Annotated in this window: 14 protein-coding genes; 4 read left to right on the forward strand and 10 right to left on the reverse strand. The window is 55.4% G+C overall.

Annotated elements, in window-relative coordinates:
- Positions 1-5: 5 nt before the first annotated feature.
- Positions 6-1301 carry an MFS transporter gene (locus DD586_RS19070; RefSeq protein WP_012886436.1) on the forward strand — a complete coding sequence of 432 codons (1296 nt, stop codon included), beginning with the start codon at positions 6-8 and terminating at the stop codon, positions 1299-1301.
- 83 nt (positions 1302-1384) lie between these two features.
- Here DD586_RS19070 and glpE read toward each other — a convergent pair whose 3' ends face one another.
- Positions 1385-1705, reverse strand: a complete 321-nt coding sequence (glpE, locus tag DD586_RS19075; RefSeq protein WP_012886437.1) for a thiosulfate sulfurtransferase GlpE — start codon at positions 1703-1705, stop codon at positions 1385-1387.
- A 343-nt stretch (positions 1706-2048) separates the two neighbouring features.
- Between glpE and glpD the strand changes: the two genes are divergently transcribed.
- Positions 2049-3548, forward strand: coding sequence for a glycerol-3-phosphate dehydrogenase (glpD, locus tag DD586_RS19080; protein WP_012886438.1), 1500 nt, complete (start codon positions 2049-2051; stop codon positions 3546-3548).
- 367 nt (positions 3549-3915) lie between these two features.
- Here the strand turns inward: glpD and glgP are convergent, their stop codons facing one another.
- From glgP to glgB, 5 genes are all read right to left on the reverse strand, one after another.
- Positions 3916-6363, reverse strand: a complete 2448-nt coding sequence (glgP, locus tag DD586_RS19085) for a glycogen phosphorylase (protein ID WP_012886439.1) — start codon at positions 6361-6363, stop codon at positions 3916-3918.
- Positions 6364-6386: 23 nt separating this feature from the next.
- Positions 6387-7820 carry a glycogen synthase GlgA gene (gene glgA / locus DD586_RS19090; protein WP_012886440.1) on the reverse strand — a complete coding sequence of 478 codons (1434 nt, stop codon included), beginning with the start codon at positions 7818-7820 and terminating at the stop codon, positions 6387-6389.
- Positions 7821-7902: 82 nt separating this feature from the next.
- A complete protein-coding gene (glgC, locus tag DD586_RS19095; RefSeq protein ID WP_012886441.1) occupies positions 7903-9189 on the reverse strand; it encodes a glucose-1-phosphate adenylyltransferase in 1287 nt (428 codons plus the stop codon).
- A gap of 14 nt (positions 9190-9203) precedes the next feature.
- Complete coding sequence (gene glgX, locus DD586_RS19100) at positions 9204-11174, reverse strand: glycogen debranching protein GlgX (RefSeq protein ID WP_012886442.1); 1971 nt, start codon at positions 11172-11174, stop codon at positions 9204-9206.
- Entirely contained in the window at positions 11174-13357 is a 2184-nt protein-coding gene (gene glgB / locus DD586_RS19105; RefSeq protein WP_012886443.1) for a 1,4-alpha-glucan branching protein GlgB, read from the reverse strand. The genes glgX and glgB overlap by 1 nt, the downstream gene beginning before the upstream one ends.
- A 380-nt stretch (positions 13358-13737) precedes the next feature.
- On the opposite strand from glgB, the gene DD586_RS19110 reads away from it, so the two are divergent.
- The gene (locus DD586_RS19110; protein WP_012886444.1) at positions 13738-15423 is read left to right on the forward strand and encodes a sensor histidine kinase; all 1686 of its coding nucleotides are present in this window, start codon (positions 13738-13740) and stop codon (positions 15421-15423) included.
- Positions 15424-15588: 165 nt separating this feature from the next.
- On the opposite strand, the gene cspE is transcribed toward DD586_RS19110, so the two are convergent.
- The 3 genes from cspE to asd form a co-directional block, all read right to left on the reverse strand.
- Entirely contained in the window at positions 15589-15801 is a 213-nt protein-coding gene (cspE, locus tag DD586_RS19115; protein ID WP_012768004.1) for a transcription antiterminator/RNA stability regulator CspE, read from the reverse strand.
- Positions 15802-16162: 361 nt separating this feature from the next.
- Positions 16163-16582, reverse strand: a complete 420-nt coding sequence (gene nikR / locus DD586_RS19120) for a nickel-responsive transcriptional regulator NikR (RefSeq protein WP_012886445.1) — start codon at positions 16580-16582, stop codon at positions 16163-16165.
- Between the two features lie 242 nt (positions 16583-16824).
- Positions 16825-17925, reverse strand: a complete 1101-nt coding sequence (gene asd, locus DD586_RS19125; protein ID WP_012886446.1) for an aspartate-semialdehyde dehydrogenase — start codon at positions 17923-17925, stop codon at positions 16825-16827.
- 199 nt (positions 17926-18124) lie between these two features.
- Here asd and DD586_RS19130 point away from each other — a divergent pair, with 199 nt between their 5' ends.
- On the forward strand, positions 18125-18718 hold the full coding sequence (locus tag DD586_RS19130) for a YhgN family NAAT transporter (RefSeq protein WP_012886447.1): 594 nt from the start codon (positions 18125-18127) through the stop codon (positions 18716-18718).
- Between the two features lie 107 nt (positions 18719-18825).
- Here DD586_RS19130 and gntT read toward each other — a convergent pair whose 3' ends face one another.
- Positions 18826-20142 (reverse strand): gluconate transporter, encoded by a 1317-nt coding sequence (gene gntT, locus DD586_RS19135; RefSeq protein WP_012886448.1) that lies wholly within the window; start codon positions 20140-20142, stop codon positions 18826-18828.
- Between the last annotated feature and the right edge of the window lie 25 nt (positions 20143-20167).

Raw genomic sequence — 20167 nt, forward strand, 5'->3', positions numbered from 1 at the left:
TTATTATGAAAAATACCACTTCTGCCTTACAAGACAATAGGGTTATCCCTGCCTCGCCGATTACCCGCTTACGTTGGGGGATCATTTTCATTCTGTTGATGGCGGCGGTTATCAATTACCTCGACCGCGCCAACTTAAGTATTGCCAATACCACCATCGCCAAAGAATTCGGTTTTAGCGCTACCCAGATGGGGATGCTGCTGTCGGCCTTCCTGTGGCCTTACGCACTCGCTAACCTGCCGGCCGGCTGGCTGGTAGATAAACTGGGGCCGAAAAAGATGTTCTCCGGCGCAGTCGGGCTATGGTCCACCTTTACCGTGCTGGCCGGGTTCATCAACGGCTATTCCATGTTTTATGGATTGCGCATGTTGCTGGGGATAGCCGAGTCGCCCTTCTTTACTTCAGGCATTAAAATTACCCATCGCTGGTTTTCCGCCCGCGAGCGCGGCCTGCCAACCGCCATCATCAATACCGGCTCGCAAATTGCCAACGCCGTTGCACCGCCAATCCTGACGGTGTTGCTGCTGACAATGGGCTGGCGCGGCATGTTTATTGCCATTGGTCTGGCTGGCATTCCGTTGCTGTTGGTCTGGCTGAAGTTTTATCGCGAACCGACCGCGGCCGAAGAGCGTGACATTCATGCCGACACCGCAGCGACAGCAGCGCCCAGCCATGAAGCGGCAAAAAACCAGCAAGGCTGGGGTGCACTGTTCCGCCATAAAACCACCTGGTTCATGATTCTGGGTAATTTCTCCATCATGTTCACCATCTGGGTTTACCTGACCTGGCTGCCGGGTTATCTGGAAAAATCCCTTGGCTTTACGCTGAAACAAACCGGTTGGATCGCCTCGATCCCGTTCCTCGCCGGTATTCTCGGCGTGCTGTGCGGTGGGGCTATCTCTGATCGTCTGATTCGTCGCGGCGTCAACACCATTACCGCCCGTAAAATTCCGATCGTCATGGGGGCGGCACTGGCGGCCTGCTTTGTTGCACCGATCCCGTTTGTCAGCAACACCTCGCTGTCTATCCTGCTGCTGTCGTTGGGGTATTTCTGCTCACAGCTGCCTTCCGGCGTTATCTGGACACTGGCGACCGACATTGCGCCTAAAGAGCAGGTGGCGTCACTCGGGGCAATTCAGAACTTCGGTGGTTTTCTCGGCGCGGCCAGTGCTCCCATCATCACCGGCGTGATTTTGGATGCCACAGGAGTGTTCACCAATGTTTTCTTCCTGGGTGCAGGCTTGCTGATGCTGGGTGCGTTGAGCTACGGCTTGTTCGTTAAGAAACCGATAACAGTTTGAAACCTGACAGTTTATAGACAGTCGGGTTTATAAACAGATGACAACAACCGGTATGGCGCGTCAGGCACCATACCGGTTCAGCATTACCCTGCCGCGACATCCTGCGGGAAGCGATTTTGCCAGGCATCGAAGCCACCATCCACGCTGTATACCGCCTCAAAACCCAGGCTTATCAGGTAATTCGCCGCATTACGGCTACTGATGCCGTGATAACACATCACCATCACCGGCTGTTCAAAATCCGCACCGCGCACAAAATCTGACAAGGTTTCATTGGTCAGGTGGGTTGACCCCGGTACATGCGCCGCACCGAAACTCTGCGGGTCACGAATATCAACCAACGCCTGGCCTTGCTGCCAGCGCTGATACGCCTGCTCAATATCGATTGCCTCAAACTGCTCCATTGCCTGCCTCATGGTTCGTGGTGAAAACTCGGGGTTAAAAAAGGGTTATCAACGGCTTTGCCTGACATTGTCGGCATTGTAACCCACCCACCGTACGGATAGACCGGACAAAGCACAGGGATATCGCGCGCTCACGCAGGTATCGTGACGGCATAAGCCGACTCAGCAGGACTATTTTCAATCAAATCAGGCGCGAAACTGTTAGCTGTATCACGCGCAAATGTTTTTAATTGGTTAACGCTTGGCTAACATGTTTGTTTTCGATTAATATCGTGAGCGAAAACGAACATTTTAACTTTCAACGGCCGACCATGGCGGCGTTTGACGTAGCGGAGGAGAAAACGTGAAAACCCAAGATCTGATCGTGATCGGCGGAGGCATTAACGGCACGGGCATCGCAGCAGATGCCGCCGGGCGCGGGCTGTCCGTCCTGCTGCTGGAAGCGCAGGATCTGGCCTGTGCGACCTCTTCCGCCAGTTCCAAGCTGATTCACGGCGGCCTGCGCTATCTGGAACACTACGAGTTCCGGCTGGTGGGGGAAGCGTTGTCTGAACGCGAAGTGTTGCTGAAAATGGCACCACACATCATTTTCCCGATGCGTTTTCGCCTGCCGCACCAGCCGCATTTGCGCCCGGCCTGGATGATCCGCGCCGGTCTGTTCATGTATGACCATCTGGGCAAACGTGTCAGCCTGCCGTCCAGCCACGGGCTGCGATTCGGCCGTGAATCGGTGTTAAAACCCGAGCTGACGCGCGGTTTCGAATATTCCGATTGCTGGGTGGACGATGCCCGTCTGGTGGTGCTGAACGCGCAGGAAGTGGTGCGCCGTGGCGGCGAGGTGAAAACCCGCATGAAAGTGACCCGCGCCCACCGCGAAAACGGCCTGTGGATCGTCGAAGCCGAAGATACTCTCAGTGGTGAAACCCACCGCTGGCAGGCAAAAGGCCTGGTTAACGCAACCGGCCCGTGGGTACGCCAGTTCTTTGACGACGGTCTGGCGCTGCCATCACCGTATGGCATTCGTCTGATTAAAGGCAGTCATATCGTCGTGCCGCGCGTCCATCAGGAAGAGCAGGCCTACATTCTGCAAAATAAAGACAATCGTATTGTGTTTGTGATTCCGTGGCAGGATGAATTCTCCATCATCGGCACCACCGATGTGGAATACCACGGCGATCCGCATCAGGTGAAGATCGACGACAACGAAATTCGTTACCTGCTGGATGTGTATAACGACCATTTCAAAAAGCAGCTGACACGTGACGATATCGTCTGGACGTATTCGGGTGTGCGCCCGTTGTGCGACGACGAATCCGATTCACCGCAGGCTATCACCCGCGACTACACCTTGTCTGTTGCGGATGAAAACGGTAAGGCACCGCTGCTGTCCGTATTCGGCGGCAAGCTGACCACCTACCGTAAGTTGGCGGAACACGCACTGGAAAAACTGGTGAAATACTACCCGCAAGCCGGACAAGCGTGGACCCGTAACGCCATTCTGCCCGGTGGTGATATCAGTGGCAGCCGCGAAGATTACGCCGCGACATTGCGCCGCCGTTACAATCTGCCGGAAGCGCTGGCACGTCGTTACAGCCGCACTTACGGCAGCCAGAGCGAGAAAATCCTCGGCAACGCCCAATCCTTAAGCGACCTGGGCGAACATTTCGGCCATAACCTGTACGAAGCCGAGTTACGTTATCTGGTGGAACATGAATGGGTTGTCACGCTGGAAGACGCTATCTGGCGTCGCACCAAGCTCGGCATGTGGCTGGACGACGCACAACGCCAGCGTGTCGCCGACTGGCTGGTCAGCTACCGCAGCCAGTTAGCCAAAGCCGGTTAATACTAAAGAAAAACGGCTTCCTCATGGAAGTCGTAGCTGTGGTCCCACTCAATCCAAACGAAGGGGATTCGGCGTCAAAAACTGTGCTGAGGCGAGCGGATTCGCCGGGTGAGCCGCATGGACGCGGCGAAAGCCCGTGCCGCGTCTGAAACGCGTCACGGGCGGCCCGAACAGCGAAGACGCTTGCCGAAGGTACCGCGTAGCGGCACAGTTTAGCCCTTAGCCAGAGGTCAAGGAGAGGCGGCGTTTGAGCCTCTCCTTGTCGTGCATGCGATGATGCCGCAAAGGGATAACGGATGTCATCAAGCACGAAACCTCATGCTACTCCAACATAAATCGCCAATAACAAAACGACAGCGCTGTTTGTCTACAACCGTATTGGCTTGATGTGCCAAATCTCGTCGGCGTATTCCTGAATCGTACGATCGGAAGAGAAATAGCCCATATTGGCAATGTTGTGCAATGTGCGACGCGTCCATTCATCCTCATCGCAATACACTTCATCTACCCGGTCCTGGCTGTCCACATAACTGCGGTAATCCGCCAGCAACTGATAGTGATCACCGAAATTGACCAGTGAATCAAACAGGTCAGCATAACGACGCGGCTCGTCCGGGCTGAATACCCCGGTCGCTATCTGCGTCAGTACCCGGTGCAATTCCTCATCCTGATTGTAGAACTCGCGCGGGTTGTAACCGTTGCGACGTAATTCCTCTACCTGCTCCGTCGTATTACCAAAGATAAAGATATTCTCTTCCCCAACCCGCTCACGCATTTCGACGTTGGCACCGTCCAGCGTACCGATGGTCAGTGCACCATTGAGCGCAAACTTCATGTTACTGGTGCCAGAGGCCTCGGTACCGGCCAGCGAGATCTGCTCCGACAGGTCCGCCGCCGGAATAATGATTTGCGCCAGGCTAACGCCGTAATTCGGGATGAACACAATCTTCAGTTTGTCTTTCACCGCCGGATCGTTGTTGACCACACTGGCCACATCATTGATCAAATGAATAATGTGTTTGGCCATGTAGTACGCGGAGGCCGCCTTACCGGCGAAAATGGCGACGCGCGGTACGCGGTCCAGATCCGGGTCATCCTTAATGCGGTTATAGAGCGTGATCAGGTGCAACACATTGAGCAACTGGCGCTTATACTCATGAATACGCTTAATCTGCACGTCAAACAGCGCGTTAGGGTCAACCACGATATCCAGATGCTGGGCAATGTAGACCGCCAGCCGTAATTTATTTTCCTGCTTGGCTTTACGCACTTTCTGCAGGAAAGCCGGGTAATCAATGTGCGGTTTCAGGTCAGCCAGTTGGCTCAAATCGGTACGCCAGGTCTTACCGATGGTTTCATCCAACACTTTCGACAGTGGGCGGTTTGCCAGCGCCAGCCAGCGCCGTGGCGTCACACCGTTGGTTTTGTTACAGAACCGCTCCGGATAAACCCGGGCGAAATCGGCGAACAGCGATTGCACCATCAGGTCGGTGTGCAACTGGGACACCCCGTTCACCTTATGGCTACAGATCACCGCCAACCACGCCATGCGCACCTTACGGCCGTGTTCTTCATCAATGATCGATACCCGTTTGAGTAGGTCGACATCGTTGGGGAAACGCTCTTGCACTTCGTCCAGAAAGCGGTCGTTGATTTCAAAAATCAGTTGCAGATGGCGCGGCAGGATTTTGCCCATCATGTCGACCGGCCAGGTTTCCAGCGCTTCCCCCATCAGGGTATGGTTGGTGTAGGAGAACACCTTGGTGACCACATCCCAAGCCACATCCCACTTGAACTTGTGCTCATCGATCAACAGCCGCATTAACTCAGGGATCGCCAATACCGGATGGGTATCGTTAAGGTGGATAGCAAATTTCTCCGCCAGATTGGCGTAGGTTTTATGCATCGTCCAGTGACGGCTAAGGATGTCCTGTACCGTGGCAGACACCAAAAAGTATTCCTGACGTAAACGCAGTTCGCGGCCGGAATAGGTGGAGTCATCGGGGTAGAGTACGCGCGACACGTTTTCGGAGTGGTTTTTATCTTCTACCGCCGCGAAATAGTCGCCCTGATTAAATTTACCGAGATTGATTTCGTTACTGGCCTGCGCCGCCCATAGACGCAAGGTGTTGGTGGCGTCGGTATCAAAACCAGGGATTATCTGGTCATAGGCGCAGGCGATGATTTCCTCCGTTTCCAGCCAGCGGGTTTTGCTCCCCTCCTGCTGAATTCGGCCGCCAAACCGCACTTTATAGCGGGTGCTGTGACGCACGAATTCCCACGGATTACCGTACTCCAGCCAGTAATCCGGTGACTCCGCCTGCTTTCCGTCGACGATATTTTGCCGGAACATGCCGTATTCATAACGAATACCGTAACCCCGTCCCGGCAGCGCCATGGTGGCGAGCGAGTCGAGAAAACAGGCCGCCAGACGACCAAGACCCCCGTTGCCCAATGCCGGGTCGTCTTCTTCTTCCAGCAACTCGTTCAGGTCAAGGCCCATCGCTTCCAGCGCATCACGCAGGTCGTCAAACATACCCATCGCCAGCAACGCGTTGGACAGTGTGCGCCCCAGCAGGAATTCCATCGACAGGTAATAAACCTGCCGAACATCCTGTGATAACTGTGCACGATTAGAACGCAGCCAGCGCTCGACCATACGGTCCCGCACCGCCAGTACCGCGGCATTCAGCCAGTCATGCTTACTGGCAATGCTGGGATCCTTGCCGACGGTAAACATCAGCTTATAGGCGATGGAGTGTTTCAACGCGTCTACGCTGAGCGTAGGTGAGTTGTAGATAAATGGAGAGTTCATAATGTCATTCCCACTGATGCGTACTACCAAAGACGTTGATAAAGCGCACGATAGGCCTGGGCAGCGACCTGCCAACTAAAATCCATTGCCATTGCCTGACGTTGTACATAACGCCAAAGCGAAGGGCGCGACCACAACACAAAGACCCGACGAATCGCCCGCGACAGCGACGCGGTATTACAATCGCTGAACACAAAACCGCTCGCCAGGCCATCAGCCAGATTTTCCAGCGAGCAATCTGCCACGGTATCCGCCAGTCCACCGGTGCGTCTGACCAGCGGTAACGTGCCGTATTTCAGGCCGTATAACTGGGTCAACCCGCAGGGTTCGAACCGACTAGGAACCATAATCACATCCGCGCCGCCAATGATGCGGTGCGAAAACGCTTCGTGATAACCAATCTGTACGCCGACGCGGCCGTGATACTCCGCCGCCGCCGCCAGAAAACCTTCCTGTAAGGTGGCATCGCCTGCTCCCAACACCACCAGTTGTCCACCTTGTTCCAGCAAATCCGGCACGGCCTGCAAGGCGATATCCAGCCCCTTTTGGCTGGTCAGGCGGCTGACGATGGCGAACACCGGCACACGGTCATCCACCTTGAGTCCCATGGCTGTTTGCAAATGCCGCTTGTTTTCCGCTTTGCGCGCCAGCTCATCGCGGCTATAGGTGGCGGTTAGCAACGCATCGTGTGCCGGGTTCCAGATCTCATCATCCACCCCGTTGAGGATACCGGACAGACGCCCCTCCTCCTCGCGCGACTTCAGTAGCCCCTCCAGCCCGTAGCCATACTCAGCCTGAGTGATTTCATGGGCATAGGTCGGGCTGACGGTAGTGACATGATCCGCATAATACAGCCCGGCCTTGAGGTACGAGATTTGACCGTAAAACTCCAGCCCGTACATGTGGAAGTATTCCGGCGGCAAGCGCAACTCCGACATGTGACGGGCATCAAATAATCCCTGATAAGCCAGATTATGGACGGTAAACACCGATTTTGCCGGTCGACCTTTCGCCGCCAGATACGCACAGGCAAGCCCGGCATGCCAGTCATGGGCATGAACGATGTCTGGCCGCCAGAACGGATCCACGCCGTTGGCCATTTCCGCCCCCATCCAGCCCAACAAGCCAAAGCGCAAGACATTGTCCGTATAGGCGAATAACGACGTATCGTGATACGGGCTGCCCGCCCGCTCATACAGGTGCGGGACATCGATCAGGTAGATGCCCACCCCGTTGTAATGGCCGTAACGCAGCGTGACATGACCGCCAAACGTATCCAGTTCCCGTACCACCTGCGCGTCCGGGATACCCTTTTTCAGGTCGGGAAACGCCGGCAACAGCACGCGTACATCCATCCCCGCGGCTATCTGCGCACCGGGCAACGCGCCCACCACATCCGCCAGTCCCCCGGTTTTCAGCAAGGGGAATAGCTCTGAACACACGTGTAATACCCGCATTTTGTCTCCCATTCCACCACCCACGCCCCACACGTGGGCAGCATCAATCCGTCGGCCCGTTACGGCCGGGTACACAATCAGGTCAGGACTTGAGCTTCGCCAACATGGCACGCGTCACCAGCACAATGCCCTCTTCAGAACGATAAAAACGACGGCTGTCATCCTCAGCGTTCTCGCCAATCACCATGCCTTCCGGAATATCGCAGGCGCGATCGATGATGCAACGATGCAAGCGGCATGAGCGTCCAACGTTGACATCCGGCAACAACACCGATGAATCGATGCTGCAAAAGGAGTTGATACGCACCCGAGGGAACAGTACCGAATGCGTGACCACCGAGCCGGACACAATGCACCCGCCAGACACCAGCGAATTCATGGTCAAGCCATGGCTGCCGGAGCGGTCCTGGACGAACTTGGCGGGCGGTAACGCCGCCATCGCCGAGCGAATCGGCCAGTTATGATCGTACATGTCCAGTTCCGGCATCACCGATGCCAGGTCAAGGTTGGCGCGCCAGTAGGCTTCCAGCGTGCCCACATCCCGCCAGTACGGCGGCGCGTTGTCCGACGACGTCACGCAGGAGAGGGTGAAGGGATGCGCCCAGGCATTCCCTTCCGCCACGATTTTTGGGATCAGGTCCTTGCCGAAATCATGGCTGGAATCAGAGGTGCACACATCCTCCTCCAGCCGCCGGTACAGGTATTTGGCGTTGAAAACGTAGATCCCCATACTGGCCAGCGCCATATCGGGGTTATCCGGCATCGGTGCCGGGTTGGCGGGTTTCTCGTCGAAACTGATAATGCGGTTGTCTTTATCCACGCTCATCACGCCAAAAGCGTGTGCTTCTTTGATAGGCACCGGAATACACGCGACCGAACACTCCGCGCCATTCTCCACGTGGTCCAGCAGCATGCGGGAATAGTCCATTTTATAGATATGGTCACCGGCCAGAATCACGACGTATTCCGCCCCATAGCGCCGGATAATATCCAGGTTGTGGCATACGGCATCAGCGGTGCCGCGGTACCAGTGATCGTTTTCATCATGCCGTTGCTGAGCGGGCAGCAAATCGACAAATTCATTCATCTCGATATTCAGGAACGACCAGCCGCGCTGAATATGCTGCACCAGCGTGTGCGACTGATACTGGGTAATCACGCCAATCCGGCGGATGCCGGAATTCAGGCAATTAGAAAGGGCAAAATCGATAATCCGGTATTTACCGCCAAAGTGCACCGCGGGTTTGGCACGGTGCGCCGTTAAATCTTTCAGCCGGGTTCCACGCCCGCCCGCCAAAATCAGCGCAACAGATTTCAAGGGCAACTGTCTGGCCAGCATCAGGGGATCGTGTTTGTCAGTACTCACCATGTCAGACTCCTTTTTTATTGTTTTACCAGTACGCACACCGCATTCGCCTGCCCATGCCAAACCCGTCCTTTGAGCGGATGGTCAGCCGCGCTAAAGGGGGGCGAAACCCGCCACTCCCCTGCGGGAAGCGAAAACTCACTCGTCTGCGTCGTGGCGTTGAGCAATAGCAACCAGCGTTCGGAAAGCTGGATTTGTAACTGATGTGCCCCCTGCTCCCATTCGTATGGCGTCAGCGGCTCTCCCTGCGCATTCAGCCACTGAACGTCGTTTCCGCCGTCACGCCACCATGCGGCTTTGCGCAACGCGGGAATAGCACGGCGCAGGCGGATCAGGCCTGCGGTAAACGCGAGCAAATCGGTATCCGCCTGATCCCAATGCAACCAGGCCAGCGCGTTATCCTGGCAATACGCGTTATTGTTGCCCTGCTGGCTGTTACCGAATTCATCGCCAGCCAGCAGCATCGGCGTGCCCTGCGACAACAGCAGTGTCGTCAGCAGCGCCTGTTGGCTGGCTCGTCGCCGCGCCTGTGTAGCGTCATCCGCCTCCAGCCCTTCCGTCCCGTGGTTGAAGCTGAAATTGCTGTTGGAGCCATCACGGTTTTGTTCCCCGTTGGCTTCGTTATGCTTGTGGTTAAAGCACACCAGATCCCGCAGGGTAAAACCGTCATGGGAGGTCAACATGTTGACTGACGCCCAGGGCAAGCGCCCATTACGCTCAAATACCTCGCTGGAGGCGGCGAAACGGCGGGCAAATACCCCGACAGGCATATCGCCGAGTAACCAGAAACGGCGCATATCGTCCCGAAAACGGTCGTTCCACTCGGCGAACAACGCAGGAAACTGGCCCAGTTGGTAGCCGCCGGGACCAATATCCCAGGGCTCGGCGATCAGTTTGCACTCGCGCAGCGAACGGTGGTTACGCAGCGCGGTAAAGAACGGGGCCGAAGAAGAAAAATCCGGCGAACGCCCCAAAATCGTCGCCAGATCAAAACGGAAGCCATCCACATGGCAGGTTTCATGCCAGAACTTCAGGCACTCAATCACCCACTGCAACACCGCCGGGCTATCCAGCCGCAACACGTTGCCGCATCCCGCCCAGTTGTAATAATCGCCCTCCCCGGTTAACCAGTAGTAACTGGTATTATCAATGCCGCGCAGCGACAGCGTAGGGCCGTCTACGTCCAGCTCTGCGCTGTGATTAAACACCACATCCAAAATCACCTCGATGCCGGCTTTATGCAGCGCCCGCACCGCGTCACGGAATTCGTTGAGCGGGTCATCCCCCGCTGCCAGGCTGCTGTCCACCGCGAACGGTAGCAGCGTGTTGTAACCCCAGTAATTGCGCAATCCCATCGATTGCAAACGGGGCTCGTCGGCATGCTGCTGGACAGGCATCAACTCCAGCGCGGTCACACCCAGTTGCGTCAGGTACTCCAGCATCACAGGGTGCGCCAGCGCAGCGTAGGTGCCGCGTATCGATGCAGGAATGCGTGGGTGGCGTCGGGTCAACCCACGCACATGCGCTTCGTACAATACGGTGTGATGCCAGGGCGTGCGCGGAAAGGCATCGCCCTGCCAGTCGTAACGTTCATCCACCACAACGCTGCGTGGCATCACTTCAGCGCTGTCCGCGGCATCAGGGTAGTCATAACCGCCGTGCAGTCGCTCATCATCCACCACCCAGCCATCCATCTGGCGGGCGCAGGGGTCAAGCAACAGTTTCCTGGCATTGAAACGCAGGCCGCGTTTCGGGTCGAACACACCATCGACACGGTAGCCGTAACACAAGCCTGGCTGGGCATCCGGCAGATAACCGTGCCAGATATCGCCGGTACGGGCCGTCAGCGGCAGGCGTTGTTCCCGCAGGCCGTCAAAAATACACAATTCCACCTTCGAGGCTCCGGAAGAGAACAACGCAAAGTTCACCCCTTCGCCATCGAAATAAGAGCCTAACGGTCGGGGACGACCCGCCAGCAGTTCAACCATTACGCCTCCCTCACCAGATACAGGGTGGAGAGCGGCGGCAGTGTTAATACCAGCGATTGTGGCCGGGAATGGCTGCCGACCGCTTCACTGCGTACCAGTCCCTGATTGCCAATATTGCTGCCGTGATAATGCATGGAGTCAGTATTCAGCACTTCACGCCATTGCCCCGGCTGATTGATACCGACGCGATATCCGTCCCTCGGCACCGGCGTAAAGTTGCTGATAATCAGCATTTCATTGCCGTCAGCATCGCGCCGGATAAAAGCGAAGACCGAATTCTCGCGATCGTCTACCACCACCCATTCGAATCCCTGATGCAGGTAATCGCATTGATAAAGCGGCGGGTGTTGGCGATAGCAATGGTTGAGGTCGCGCACCAGTTGCTGTACACCGGCATGCCAGCCTTCAGGCTCATCCAACAGATGCCAGTCCAGACTGGTGTCGTGGTTCCATTCTCGTCCTTGCGCAAACTCGCAGCCCATAAACAGCAGTTTCTTGCCGGGGTAGGCCCACATGAAACCGTAATAGGCGCGCAGGTTGGCAAATTTCTGCCAGGCATCACCCGGCATCCGGTCCAGCAAAGAACGCTTGCCATGCACCACTTCATCGTGTGACAGCGGCAGGACGAAGTTCTCGCTATAGGCATACAACATGCCGAAGGTCAGCAGGTCGTGGTGGTATTTGCGATGCACCGGGTCCTGTTGCATGTAGGCCAACGAGTCATGCATCCAGCCCATGTTCCATTTGTAGTGAAAACCTAACCCACCGTGTTCCGGCGGTAATGTCACCCCGGCATAATCGGTAGATTCCTCGGCGATGGTGACCGCACCGGCATGGTGCTGGCCCAGCATTTGGTTGGTGTAACGCAGAAAACCGATCGCCTCCAGGTTCTCCTTACCCCCGTAGTGGTTCGGCACCCATTCGCCGTCACGGCGGCTGTAGTCCCGGTAAATCATCGACGCCACCGCGTCCACCCGCAGCCCGTCGACGCCAAACCGTTCGGTCCAGTACAGCGCGTTACCCGCCAGATAGTTACGCACTTCGTGACGGTCAAAGTTATAAATCAGCGTGTTCCAGTCCTGGTGGTAACCCTCTTTCGGGTCGGCATATTCGTACAAGGCGGTGCCGTCAAACCGCGCCAGGCCGTAACTGTCGGTTGGGAAATGGCCGGACACCCAATCCAGCAGCACATTGATGCCAGCCTCATGAAACGCATTGACGAGATAACGGAAATCCTCCGGTGAGCCGAAACGGCGGGTCGGCGCATACAGCCCCAATGGCTGATACCCCCAACTGCCGTCAAACGGATGTTCATGCACCGGCATCAGCTCAACGTGGGTAAACCCCATCTCTTTCACATAAGGCACCAGTTGGTCCGCCAGTTCGCGGTAGCTGAGCCAGAAATTGTTGTCGGTATGCCGCCGCCATGACCCCAGATGCACTTCGTAAATGGAAATCGGCGACTGCAAATCGTTGGCGGATTGCCGCGCCTCATCCACCGGCAACGCAGTTGGCAGCCCACTCACCACTGAAGCGGTATCCGGGCGCATCTGTGAGGCAAAGGCATACGGGTCAGATTTCACCAGCACATTGCCGTAGCAATCGATAATTTCGAATTTGTACAGTTGCCCTATCCCAACACCTGGGACAAACAGCTCCCACACGCCGTTCTCACGCCGCAAACGCATCGGATGGCGACGCCCATCCCAAAAATTGAAATCGCCCACCACTGATACCCGCTGGGCATTCGGTGCCCAGACGGCAAAACAGGTGCCCTCAACGCCATCCAGCGTGGACGGATGTGCACCCAGTGTTTCAAACGGTCGTAAATGGCGCCCCTCTGCCAGCAACCAGATATCCAACTCCTGCAATAACGGGCCAAACCGATAAGGGTCATCAATGACATACGTCTCCTGCTGCCAGGTGACCGCCAGCCGATAGCTGAATGGTTTTTTGCGACGAGGGATCACTGAAGCGAAAAAACCGCGTGGGTCCCGACACTGTAAGTGCGCCACTTTACGTCCGCTGTGTACATCCACCACGTGAACTTCACTGGCGTCTGGAAGCAGTGCACGCACTTCCAGCCCTGACGATGTGACATGCATACCCAATACTGCAAAAGGATCGGCGTAATGGCCGGAAAAAAGGAGATTAATGATGTTCCGATCGGAAAATCCTGACATGGCATCCGTCCTCTGAATTAACCATCTGAATAAAGTAAAGATGTTAAAGAGACAGGTCACTTCTTCAGCACTCTTATTGGTATGCGAATGCCCTGAGTCAATAACAGAAAAGGAACCAGCCTGACCCCCATAAAAAGAGAGCCGACCTGAAAGGATGCAACCGCGCAGTAATCATTGACGCTGCTAAGTATTCTTCAGGTAAGCCTAAGATTCAGCTTAGTCAAGAAAAGAGAAAATATTTGAGATATTGGATAAATTTTTACTCCCGACAACCATAAGAAAAAATAATTAATCATAGCGTTAGCGAATATTGATCTTGTTCGGGTTACCTTGGTGTACAACACGTAGAATTGCTTGATCCAACAGGGAGGTGTGTGGAGATGGTCAGCCAGGTCGATTTGATTCTGTCATTGCTACAACAAACGTGCGTCTATCTGGTCATCGCGTATTTGCTGAGCAAAACACCGCTGTTCATTCCGTTGACGCAGGTTACCCTTCATCTGCCGCATAAATTGATCTGCTATCTGACGTTTTCCATGTTTTGCATTCTCGGTACCTATTTCGGCCTGCATATTGACGACTCCATCGCCAATACCCGCGCCATCGGCGCGCTACTGGGCGGCGTACTGGGAGGGCCGACGGTCGGCGTACTGGTTGGGCTGACCGGTGGCCTGCACCGCTATTCATTAGGCGGTATGACCGCACTGGCGTGCATGGTGTCCACCATCATGGAAGGATTGGCCGGTGGCCTGCTGCACCGTTACATGCTGCGTCGCCACCGTATCGATCTGCTGTTCCAGCCGTTGGTTATTGCCGCCGTCACACTGCTGGTGGAAATAGTGCAGATGAGCATCATCCTGTTGCTGTCGCGCCCGTTTGACGAGGCGCTGACGCTGGTTAAGAGCATCGCGTTGCCGATGATCATCACCAACAGTATCGGGGCGGCCATGTTTATGCGGATCCTGCTGGACAGGCGGGCCATGTTTGAGAAATACACCTCGGCGTTTTCCGCTCGCGCCTTGCAGATTGCGGCTCGGGCGGAAGGGGTACTACGGGAAGGGTTTAATCCGGATACCAGCCTGCGGGTGGCCCGGATCTTGTATGAAGAACTGGGTGTTGGCGCTGTCGCCATCACCGATCGGGAAAAGCTGCTGGCTTTCGTCGGCACCGGCGACGATCACCACACCGCCGGTTCGCTAATTACATCGTCCTATACCCATCAGGCTATTGACAGCAATCAGGTGGTCTACGCTGACGGCAACGAAATACCGTTTTGCTGCCCACTGTCGTCACACTGCAAACTGGGGTCTACGCTGGTTATCCCACTGCGTGGCGAAGAGCAGCGGGTCATCGGCACCATCAAGCTGTATGAACCGAAAAACAAGTTATTCTCCAGCATAAACCGCACCTTGGGGGAAGGTATCGGCCATTTGCTGTCGGCTCAAATTTTCGCGGGTCGTTTCGAGCAGCAGAAGCAGTTACTGGCACAATCCGAAATCAAACTCCTGCATGCGCAGGTGAACCCCCATTTCCTGTTTAACACCCTCAATACCTTATCGTCGATTATCCGCCGCAATCCGGATCAGGCCCGTCAGTTAGTGCTGTCGCTATCGACCTTTTTTCGTAAAAACCTCAAACGCAGCGGTGATGAAGTCGCGCTCAGTGATGAGCTGGAGCACATCAACGCCTATCTTGATATTGAAAAGGCCCGTTTCGCCAATCTGCTGACAGTGGAAATCGCCGTTCCAACGTCGCTCAGGGCGGCCAGATTACCGGCCTTTTCCCTGCAACCGCTGGTGGAAAACGCCATCAAGCACGGTATCGCCCACATGCTGGATAACGGCTATCTACGCATTGGCGCCCGTACTCACGCCAATATGCTGGAGCTCACGATAGAGGATAACGCCGGGGCTTATTACCCCCGCAACGGTAGCGACGGGCTGGGGATGAATCTGGTAGACCGGCGCATCAAGGCGCGCTACGGCCATCATTACGGCATCACTGTTACCAGCGAACCGGAACGCTTTACCCGCGTTCGGGTACGGGTGCCGCTGAGGGTGGGATAAGAGCGTGTCAGGCTGGCACAGTCATACCTGAAATAAAACTCACGCCTGAAATAAAAAACGGCTTCCCCTAGGGGAAGCCGTTCTCAGGCTAATCTCGGCATCACATCACGTCACTGCTCCGGCTAACGCCATCTTCGCTATCGTCGGTGAGGATGACCCGGGAAATTACAGCCCTACTACGTTCTCAGCAGAAGGACCTTTCGGACCGTTGCCGATAACGAATTCCACTTTCTGGCCTTCGTACAGCGTTTTGAAGCTGTCGCTCTGAATTGCAGAGAAGTGTACGAATACGTCTTTGCTGCCATCAGCCGGGCTGATAAAGCCAAAACCTTTAGATTCGTTAAACCATTTTACTGAACCAGTCATTTTATTAGACATCATATTACCTCGTAATTTTTTCCAGCCCATTTGAGGGCAACAGGGGTCTGCAATGCAGGAAATACTTATGAGCAAGAAAAAAAGAGATTCAGGGGAAGTGATATCAGGGATAACGCTTGGACTGAGGACTACTTTAGTAAAATGCTTTGCATAAATAGGTCTGACTAACAAACCGTGCGGCTATTAACGCATTCATCAGGCATGAAAGCAAGCATTATGTATTGTTACGGCAGGAAAATATTTTATATCATTTATAATTCATGCAGTTAATGAGTCGGCCTCGGTGATTTTTCGCCACGCCCACCGCTGACGCCAGCCTGACCCGCAAACCGGCTTAACGATAATACCGATGTTGCTGCATTTATTCCTTAGTGGCGGCCTGCTCCATCGGAATCAGATTCAGCTGTCCGTGACGCACACCCGTCTGAGCGATGACCGAAGCGGCAAACTGCTCTACACGCTCGGTAGGGCCACGCAAAATCACGGTTTCCACACATTCGTCATGGCTGAGGTGGGTGTGCATGGTGGATACCGTCAGGTGATGATGTTCATGCTGCATACCGGCCAGTCGGCTCGACAGCTGACGCTCGTGATGGTCATACACATAGCTCAGCACCGCCACGCACTCGGCGTTTTTATCCTGCGCTACCGTCATTTCGCCCAATTCACGCCGCAACATATCGCGAAACGCTTCCGACCGGTTGGCATAGCCTTTTCGCAGCATCAGTGCATCCAACGCCTCAGCCAGCAGGTCATCCAGAGAAATCGTCAATCGTTGCATGTCAGCCTCACAAAAAAGCGAAAAAAATCCTCCGGCGTGGCGTCACGCAGGCCGTTCCATTATGCCGGGGTTCATCATGATGATCGTGATTCAGCGCAAAACGGCGCTCAAATCCCTGATGAGCAAATAAGAATGGACAAGACCGCAACCCATTGCCAGAAAAAGATCATCGCCTCCCGAGGCGGGTGATCGGGGGATAACAGTAAAACGCGCCCAACGGGCGCGTTTTAGCAGGAACGGGATTACAACAGGATACGCAGCATACGGCGCAGCGGTTCGGCAGCGCCCCACAGCAGCTGGTCACCGACGGTGAAAGCGGACAGGTACTGCGGCCCCATGTTCAGTTTACGCAGACGACCCACCGGGGTAGACAACGTACCGGTCACCGCTGCCGGGGTCAGTTCGCGCATGGTGATTTCGCGGTCGTTCGGTACCACTTTCACCCAGTCATTGTGGGTGGCCAGCATTTGCTCGATTTCCGGAATCGACACATCTTTTTTCAGCTTCAGCGTGAACGCCTGACTGTGGCAGCGCAGCGCGCCGATACGCACGCACAACCCATCCACCGGAATGGTGCTGGCGGTATTCAGAATCTTGTTGGTTTCGGCCTGGCCTTTCCACTCTTCACGGCTCTGGCCGTTTTCCAGTTGTTTGTCGATCCACGGGATCAGGCTACCCGCCAGCGGCACACCGAAGTTTTCCACATCCAGACCGCCGCGTGACAATGCCGTCACTTTGCGCTCGATATCCAGGATGGCTGAAGCCGGGTCGCTCAGTTCAGCGGCGACTTCGGCGTTCAACTGTCCCATCTGAATCAGCAGTTCACGCATATTGCGCGCACCCGCGCCGGACGCCGCCTGATAGGTGGCAACGGAGGCCCACTCCACCAGATCGTTGGCGAACAGGCCGCCCAGCGACATCAGCATCAGACTGACGGTACAGTTACCACCGACAAACGTTTTGATGCCTTTATCCAGACCGGACTGGATAACACCGTGGTTAACCGGGTCCAGAATAATAATCGCGTCATCTTTCATTCGCAGAGAAGATGCTGCGTCGATCCAGTACCCTTGCCAGCCACTTTCACGCAGCTTTGGGTAGATTTCATTGGTATAATCGCCGCCCTGACAGGTGATGATAATATCCAGCGCGCGCAGCGCGTCGAGATTGTAGGCATCCTGCAGGACACCCTGCTGGCCGCCCAACGCCGGTGCTGGCTGACCGTGCTGCGACGTAGAAAAGAATACCGGGCGGATTAAATCAAAATCGCGTTCTTCCACCATGCGCTGCATGAGTACCGAACCGACCATTCCGCGCCAGCCAACAAAACCAACATTTTTCATGGTAACCGTCCTGCCTGGGGGTGACAAAAAGCAATCCGACTGCCGTTTCAGGCAGGGAGCATAGTTTAAAGTGATGTCTGTCAACCTTACAAAATGTATCAGAAGTCGCAAGTGAATTTATTCGATGACTCAGGCGTTTTCAGCAACAGGCCTAATGTGCCGGTCAGAAAACTGGGGATGAAAGGAGCTTACCGCCACCATGACTGAAATGATCTCAGCAACCGTCCTGTTGCTGTTAATTATGGATCCGCTCGGCAACCTGCCGGTGTTTATGTCTGTTCTGAAACACCTGGATCCCAAACGGCGACGTGTGGTGCTGATTCGGGAAATGATCATCGCACTGGGGGTGATGCTGGTGTTCCTGTTCGCGGGCGAGAAGATTCTGGCAATACTGAATCTGCGTACCGAAACCGTGTCCATTTCCGGCGGCATCGTGCTGTTTTTGATTGCCATCCGCATGATTTTCCCAACGCAGGAAGGTTTTACCAGCGGCTTGCCCGCCGGTGATGAGCCGTTTTTGGTGCCGTTGGCTATTCCGATGGTGGCCGGGCCATCGATTCTGGCCGCACTGATGCTGCTTTCCCACCAGTACCCGGATCAATTACCGCATCTGACACTGGCGCTGCTTATTGCCTGGGCCATTACCGTAGTCGTGCTGCTGCTATCAAATCTGTTCCTGCGGTTGTTGGGCGATAAAGGCGTCAATGCGTTGGAACGGCTGATGGGATTGGTACTGGTCATGCTTTCCACCCAGATGTTCCTGGACGGTATTCGGGCCTACCTGAAACTCTAGCATCTGGTCGTTGTTGTCTCAGACCGTTCTCTCAGTCTCCCGCGCGTTGCGGAGACTGAGAGAATAGGGTTACCGCCTGTCGGTCTTCATCACACCATCTGTCTTCATCACACCACGTAGCTCAGCAGCAGGGTGCCGACCAGACCACACACCGCGATAATGGTTTCCAGCGCTGACCATGACTTCAGCGTTTCCGGAATGCTCAGGTTGAAATACTCCTTGAACAGCCAGAAACCGGGGTCGTTGACATGAGAAAAAATCACGCTGCCGGAACCGACCGCGATCACCATCAATTCCGGGCTGACGCCGCTGGTGGCAATAATCGGTGCCACAATCCCGCCCGCGGTCAGCGCGGCCACAGTGGCAGACCCTAATGCCAGGCGCAGCACGGCGGCGATAAGCCAACCCAGCAACAGCGGCGACACGCTACTACCGTGCATCATACTGGCGATGTACTTGTCTACGCCGCTGTCGACCAACACTTGTTTAAACGCGCCGCCGCCGCCGAGGATCAGCAACATCATGGCGATGATTTTAATCGAGTCGGTAATGGTGCCCATCACCTCATCCATGCTGCGGCCACGGTTCAGGCCGAAGGTAAAAATCGCGATCAGCACCGCAATCAGGGTCGCCATCACCGGGTCGCCGAAGAACTCGGCATACGACAACAATGCATGTCCCTTCGGTAATATCATTTCCGCCACGGCGCGCAGCGCCATCAGGATAACCGGCACCAGTGCGGTCATTACGCTAACGGCAAAGCCCGGCATTTCCTCTTCGGTGAACTGCTTCGGGTTATACAGCCCTTCCGGAATCGGCTTATCGATCTTCTTGAGAAAACGGGCGTAAACCGGCCCCGCCAGAATCACCGTCGGGATCCCCAGCAGCGTACCGTAGAGCAGGGTTTTGCCCATGTCGGCATGAAATAGCGAGGCAATCGCCGTCGGCCCCGGATGCGGCGGCAGAAAACCGTGGGTGACGGATAACGCCGCCGCCATTGGCACACCGGCGTATAGCAACGGAATACGGGCTGAGGCCACAATGCTGAACACCAGCGGCAACAGCAGCACAAACCCCACTTCATAGAACAGCGCGAAGCCGACGGTAAACCCGGTTAGCACAATCGCCCACTGGATATGTTTGCGGCCAAAGCGATGAATCAGCGTGGAGGCAATCCGCTGTGCTCCGCCGCAGTCCGCCAGCAATTTCCCCAGCATAGCGCCAAATCCCATGATCAGCGCCAGGCTGCCCAGCGTACCGCCCACCCCGTTTTTGATGGAGGTCATCACTTTTTGCACCGGCATTCCCTGCATGACGCCCACAGCCAGAGCGACCAAAATCAGTGCGATAAAACCATTCAGTTTAAAGCGGATCATCAACACCAACAGCAGTGCGACACCCACAGCGACAATCACGAGTGGCATAACTCTCTCCGGCAACCCCTGCATG

It is taken from the genome of Dickeya parazeae Ech586, from assembly GCF_000025065.1.
Lineage (GTDB): Bacteria > Pseudomonadota > Gammaproteobacteria > Enterobacterales > Enterobacteriaceae > Dickeya > Dickeya zeae.

What these genes read in the sequence shown, in the direction of transcription:
- DD586_RS19070 (WP_012886436.1), top strand. Translation starts at nt 6, where the DNA reads ATGAAAAATACCACTTCTGCCTTACAAGACAATAGGGTTATCCCTGCC.
- glpE (WP_012886437.1), bottom strand. Translation starts at nt 1,705, where the DNA reads ATGGAGCAGTTTGAGGCAATCGATATTGAGCAGGCGTATCAGCGCTGG.
- glgP (WP_012886439.1), bottom strand. Translation starts at nt 6,363, where the DNA reads ATGAACTCTCCATTTATCTACAACTCACCTACGCTCAGCGTAGACGCG.
- glgA (WP_012886440.1), bottom strand. Translation starts at nt 7,820, where the DNA reads ATGCGGGTATTACACGTGTGTTCAGAGCTATTCCCCTTGCTGAAAACC.
- glgC (WP_012886441.1), bottom strand. Translation starts at nt 9,189, where the DNA reads ATGGTGAGTACTGACAAACACGATCCCCTGATGCTGGCCAGACAGTTG.
- glgX (WP_012886442.1), bottom strand. Translation starts at nt 11,174, where the DNA reads ATGGTTGAACTGCTGGCGGGTCGTCCCCGACCGTTAGGCTCTTATTTC.
- glgB (WP_012886443.1), bottom strand. Translation starts at nt 13,357, where the DNA reads ATGTCAGGATTTTCCGATCGGAACATCATTAATCTCCTTTTTTCCGGC.
- DD586_RS19110 (WP_012886444.1), top strand. Translation starts at nt 13,738, where the DNA reads ATGGTCAGCCAGGTCGATTTGATTCTGTCATTGCTACAACAAACGTGC.
- cspE (WP_012768004.1), bottom strand. Translation starts at nt 15,801, where the DNA reads ATGTCTAATAAAATGACTGGTTCAGTAAAATGGTTTAACGAATCTAAA.
- nikR (WP_012886445.1), bottom strand. Translation starts at nt 16,582, where the DNA reads ATGCAACGATTGACGATTTCTCTGGATGACCTGCTGGCTGAGGCGTTG.
- asd (WP_012886446.1), bottom strand. Translation starts at nt 17,925, where the DNA reads ATGAAAAATGTTGGTTTTGTTGGCTGGCGCGGAATGGTCGGTTCGGTA.
- DD586_RS19130 (WP_012886447.1), top strand. Translation starts at nt 18,125, where the DNA reads ATGACTGAAATGATCTCAGCAACCGTCCTGTTGCTGTTAATTATGGAT.
- gntT (WP_012886448.1), bottom strand. Translation starts at nt 20,142, where the DNA reads ATGCCACTCGTGATTGTCGCTGTGGGTGTCGCACTGCTGTTGGTGTTG.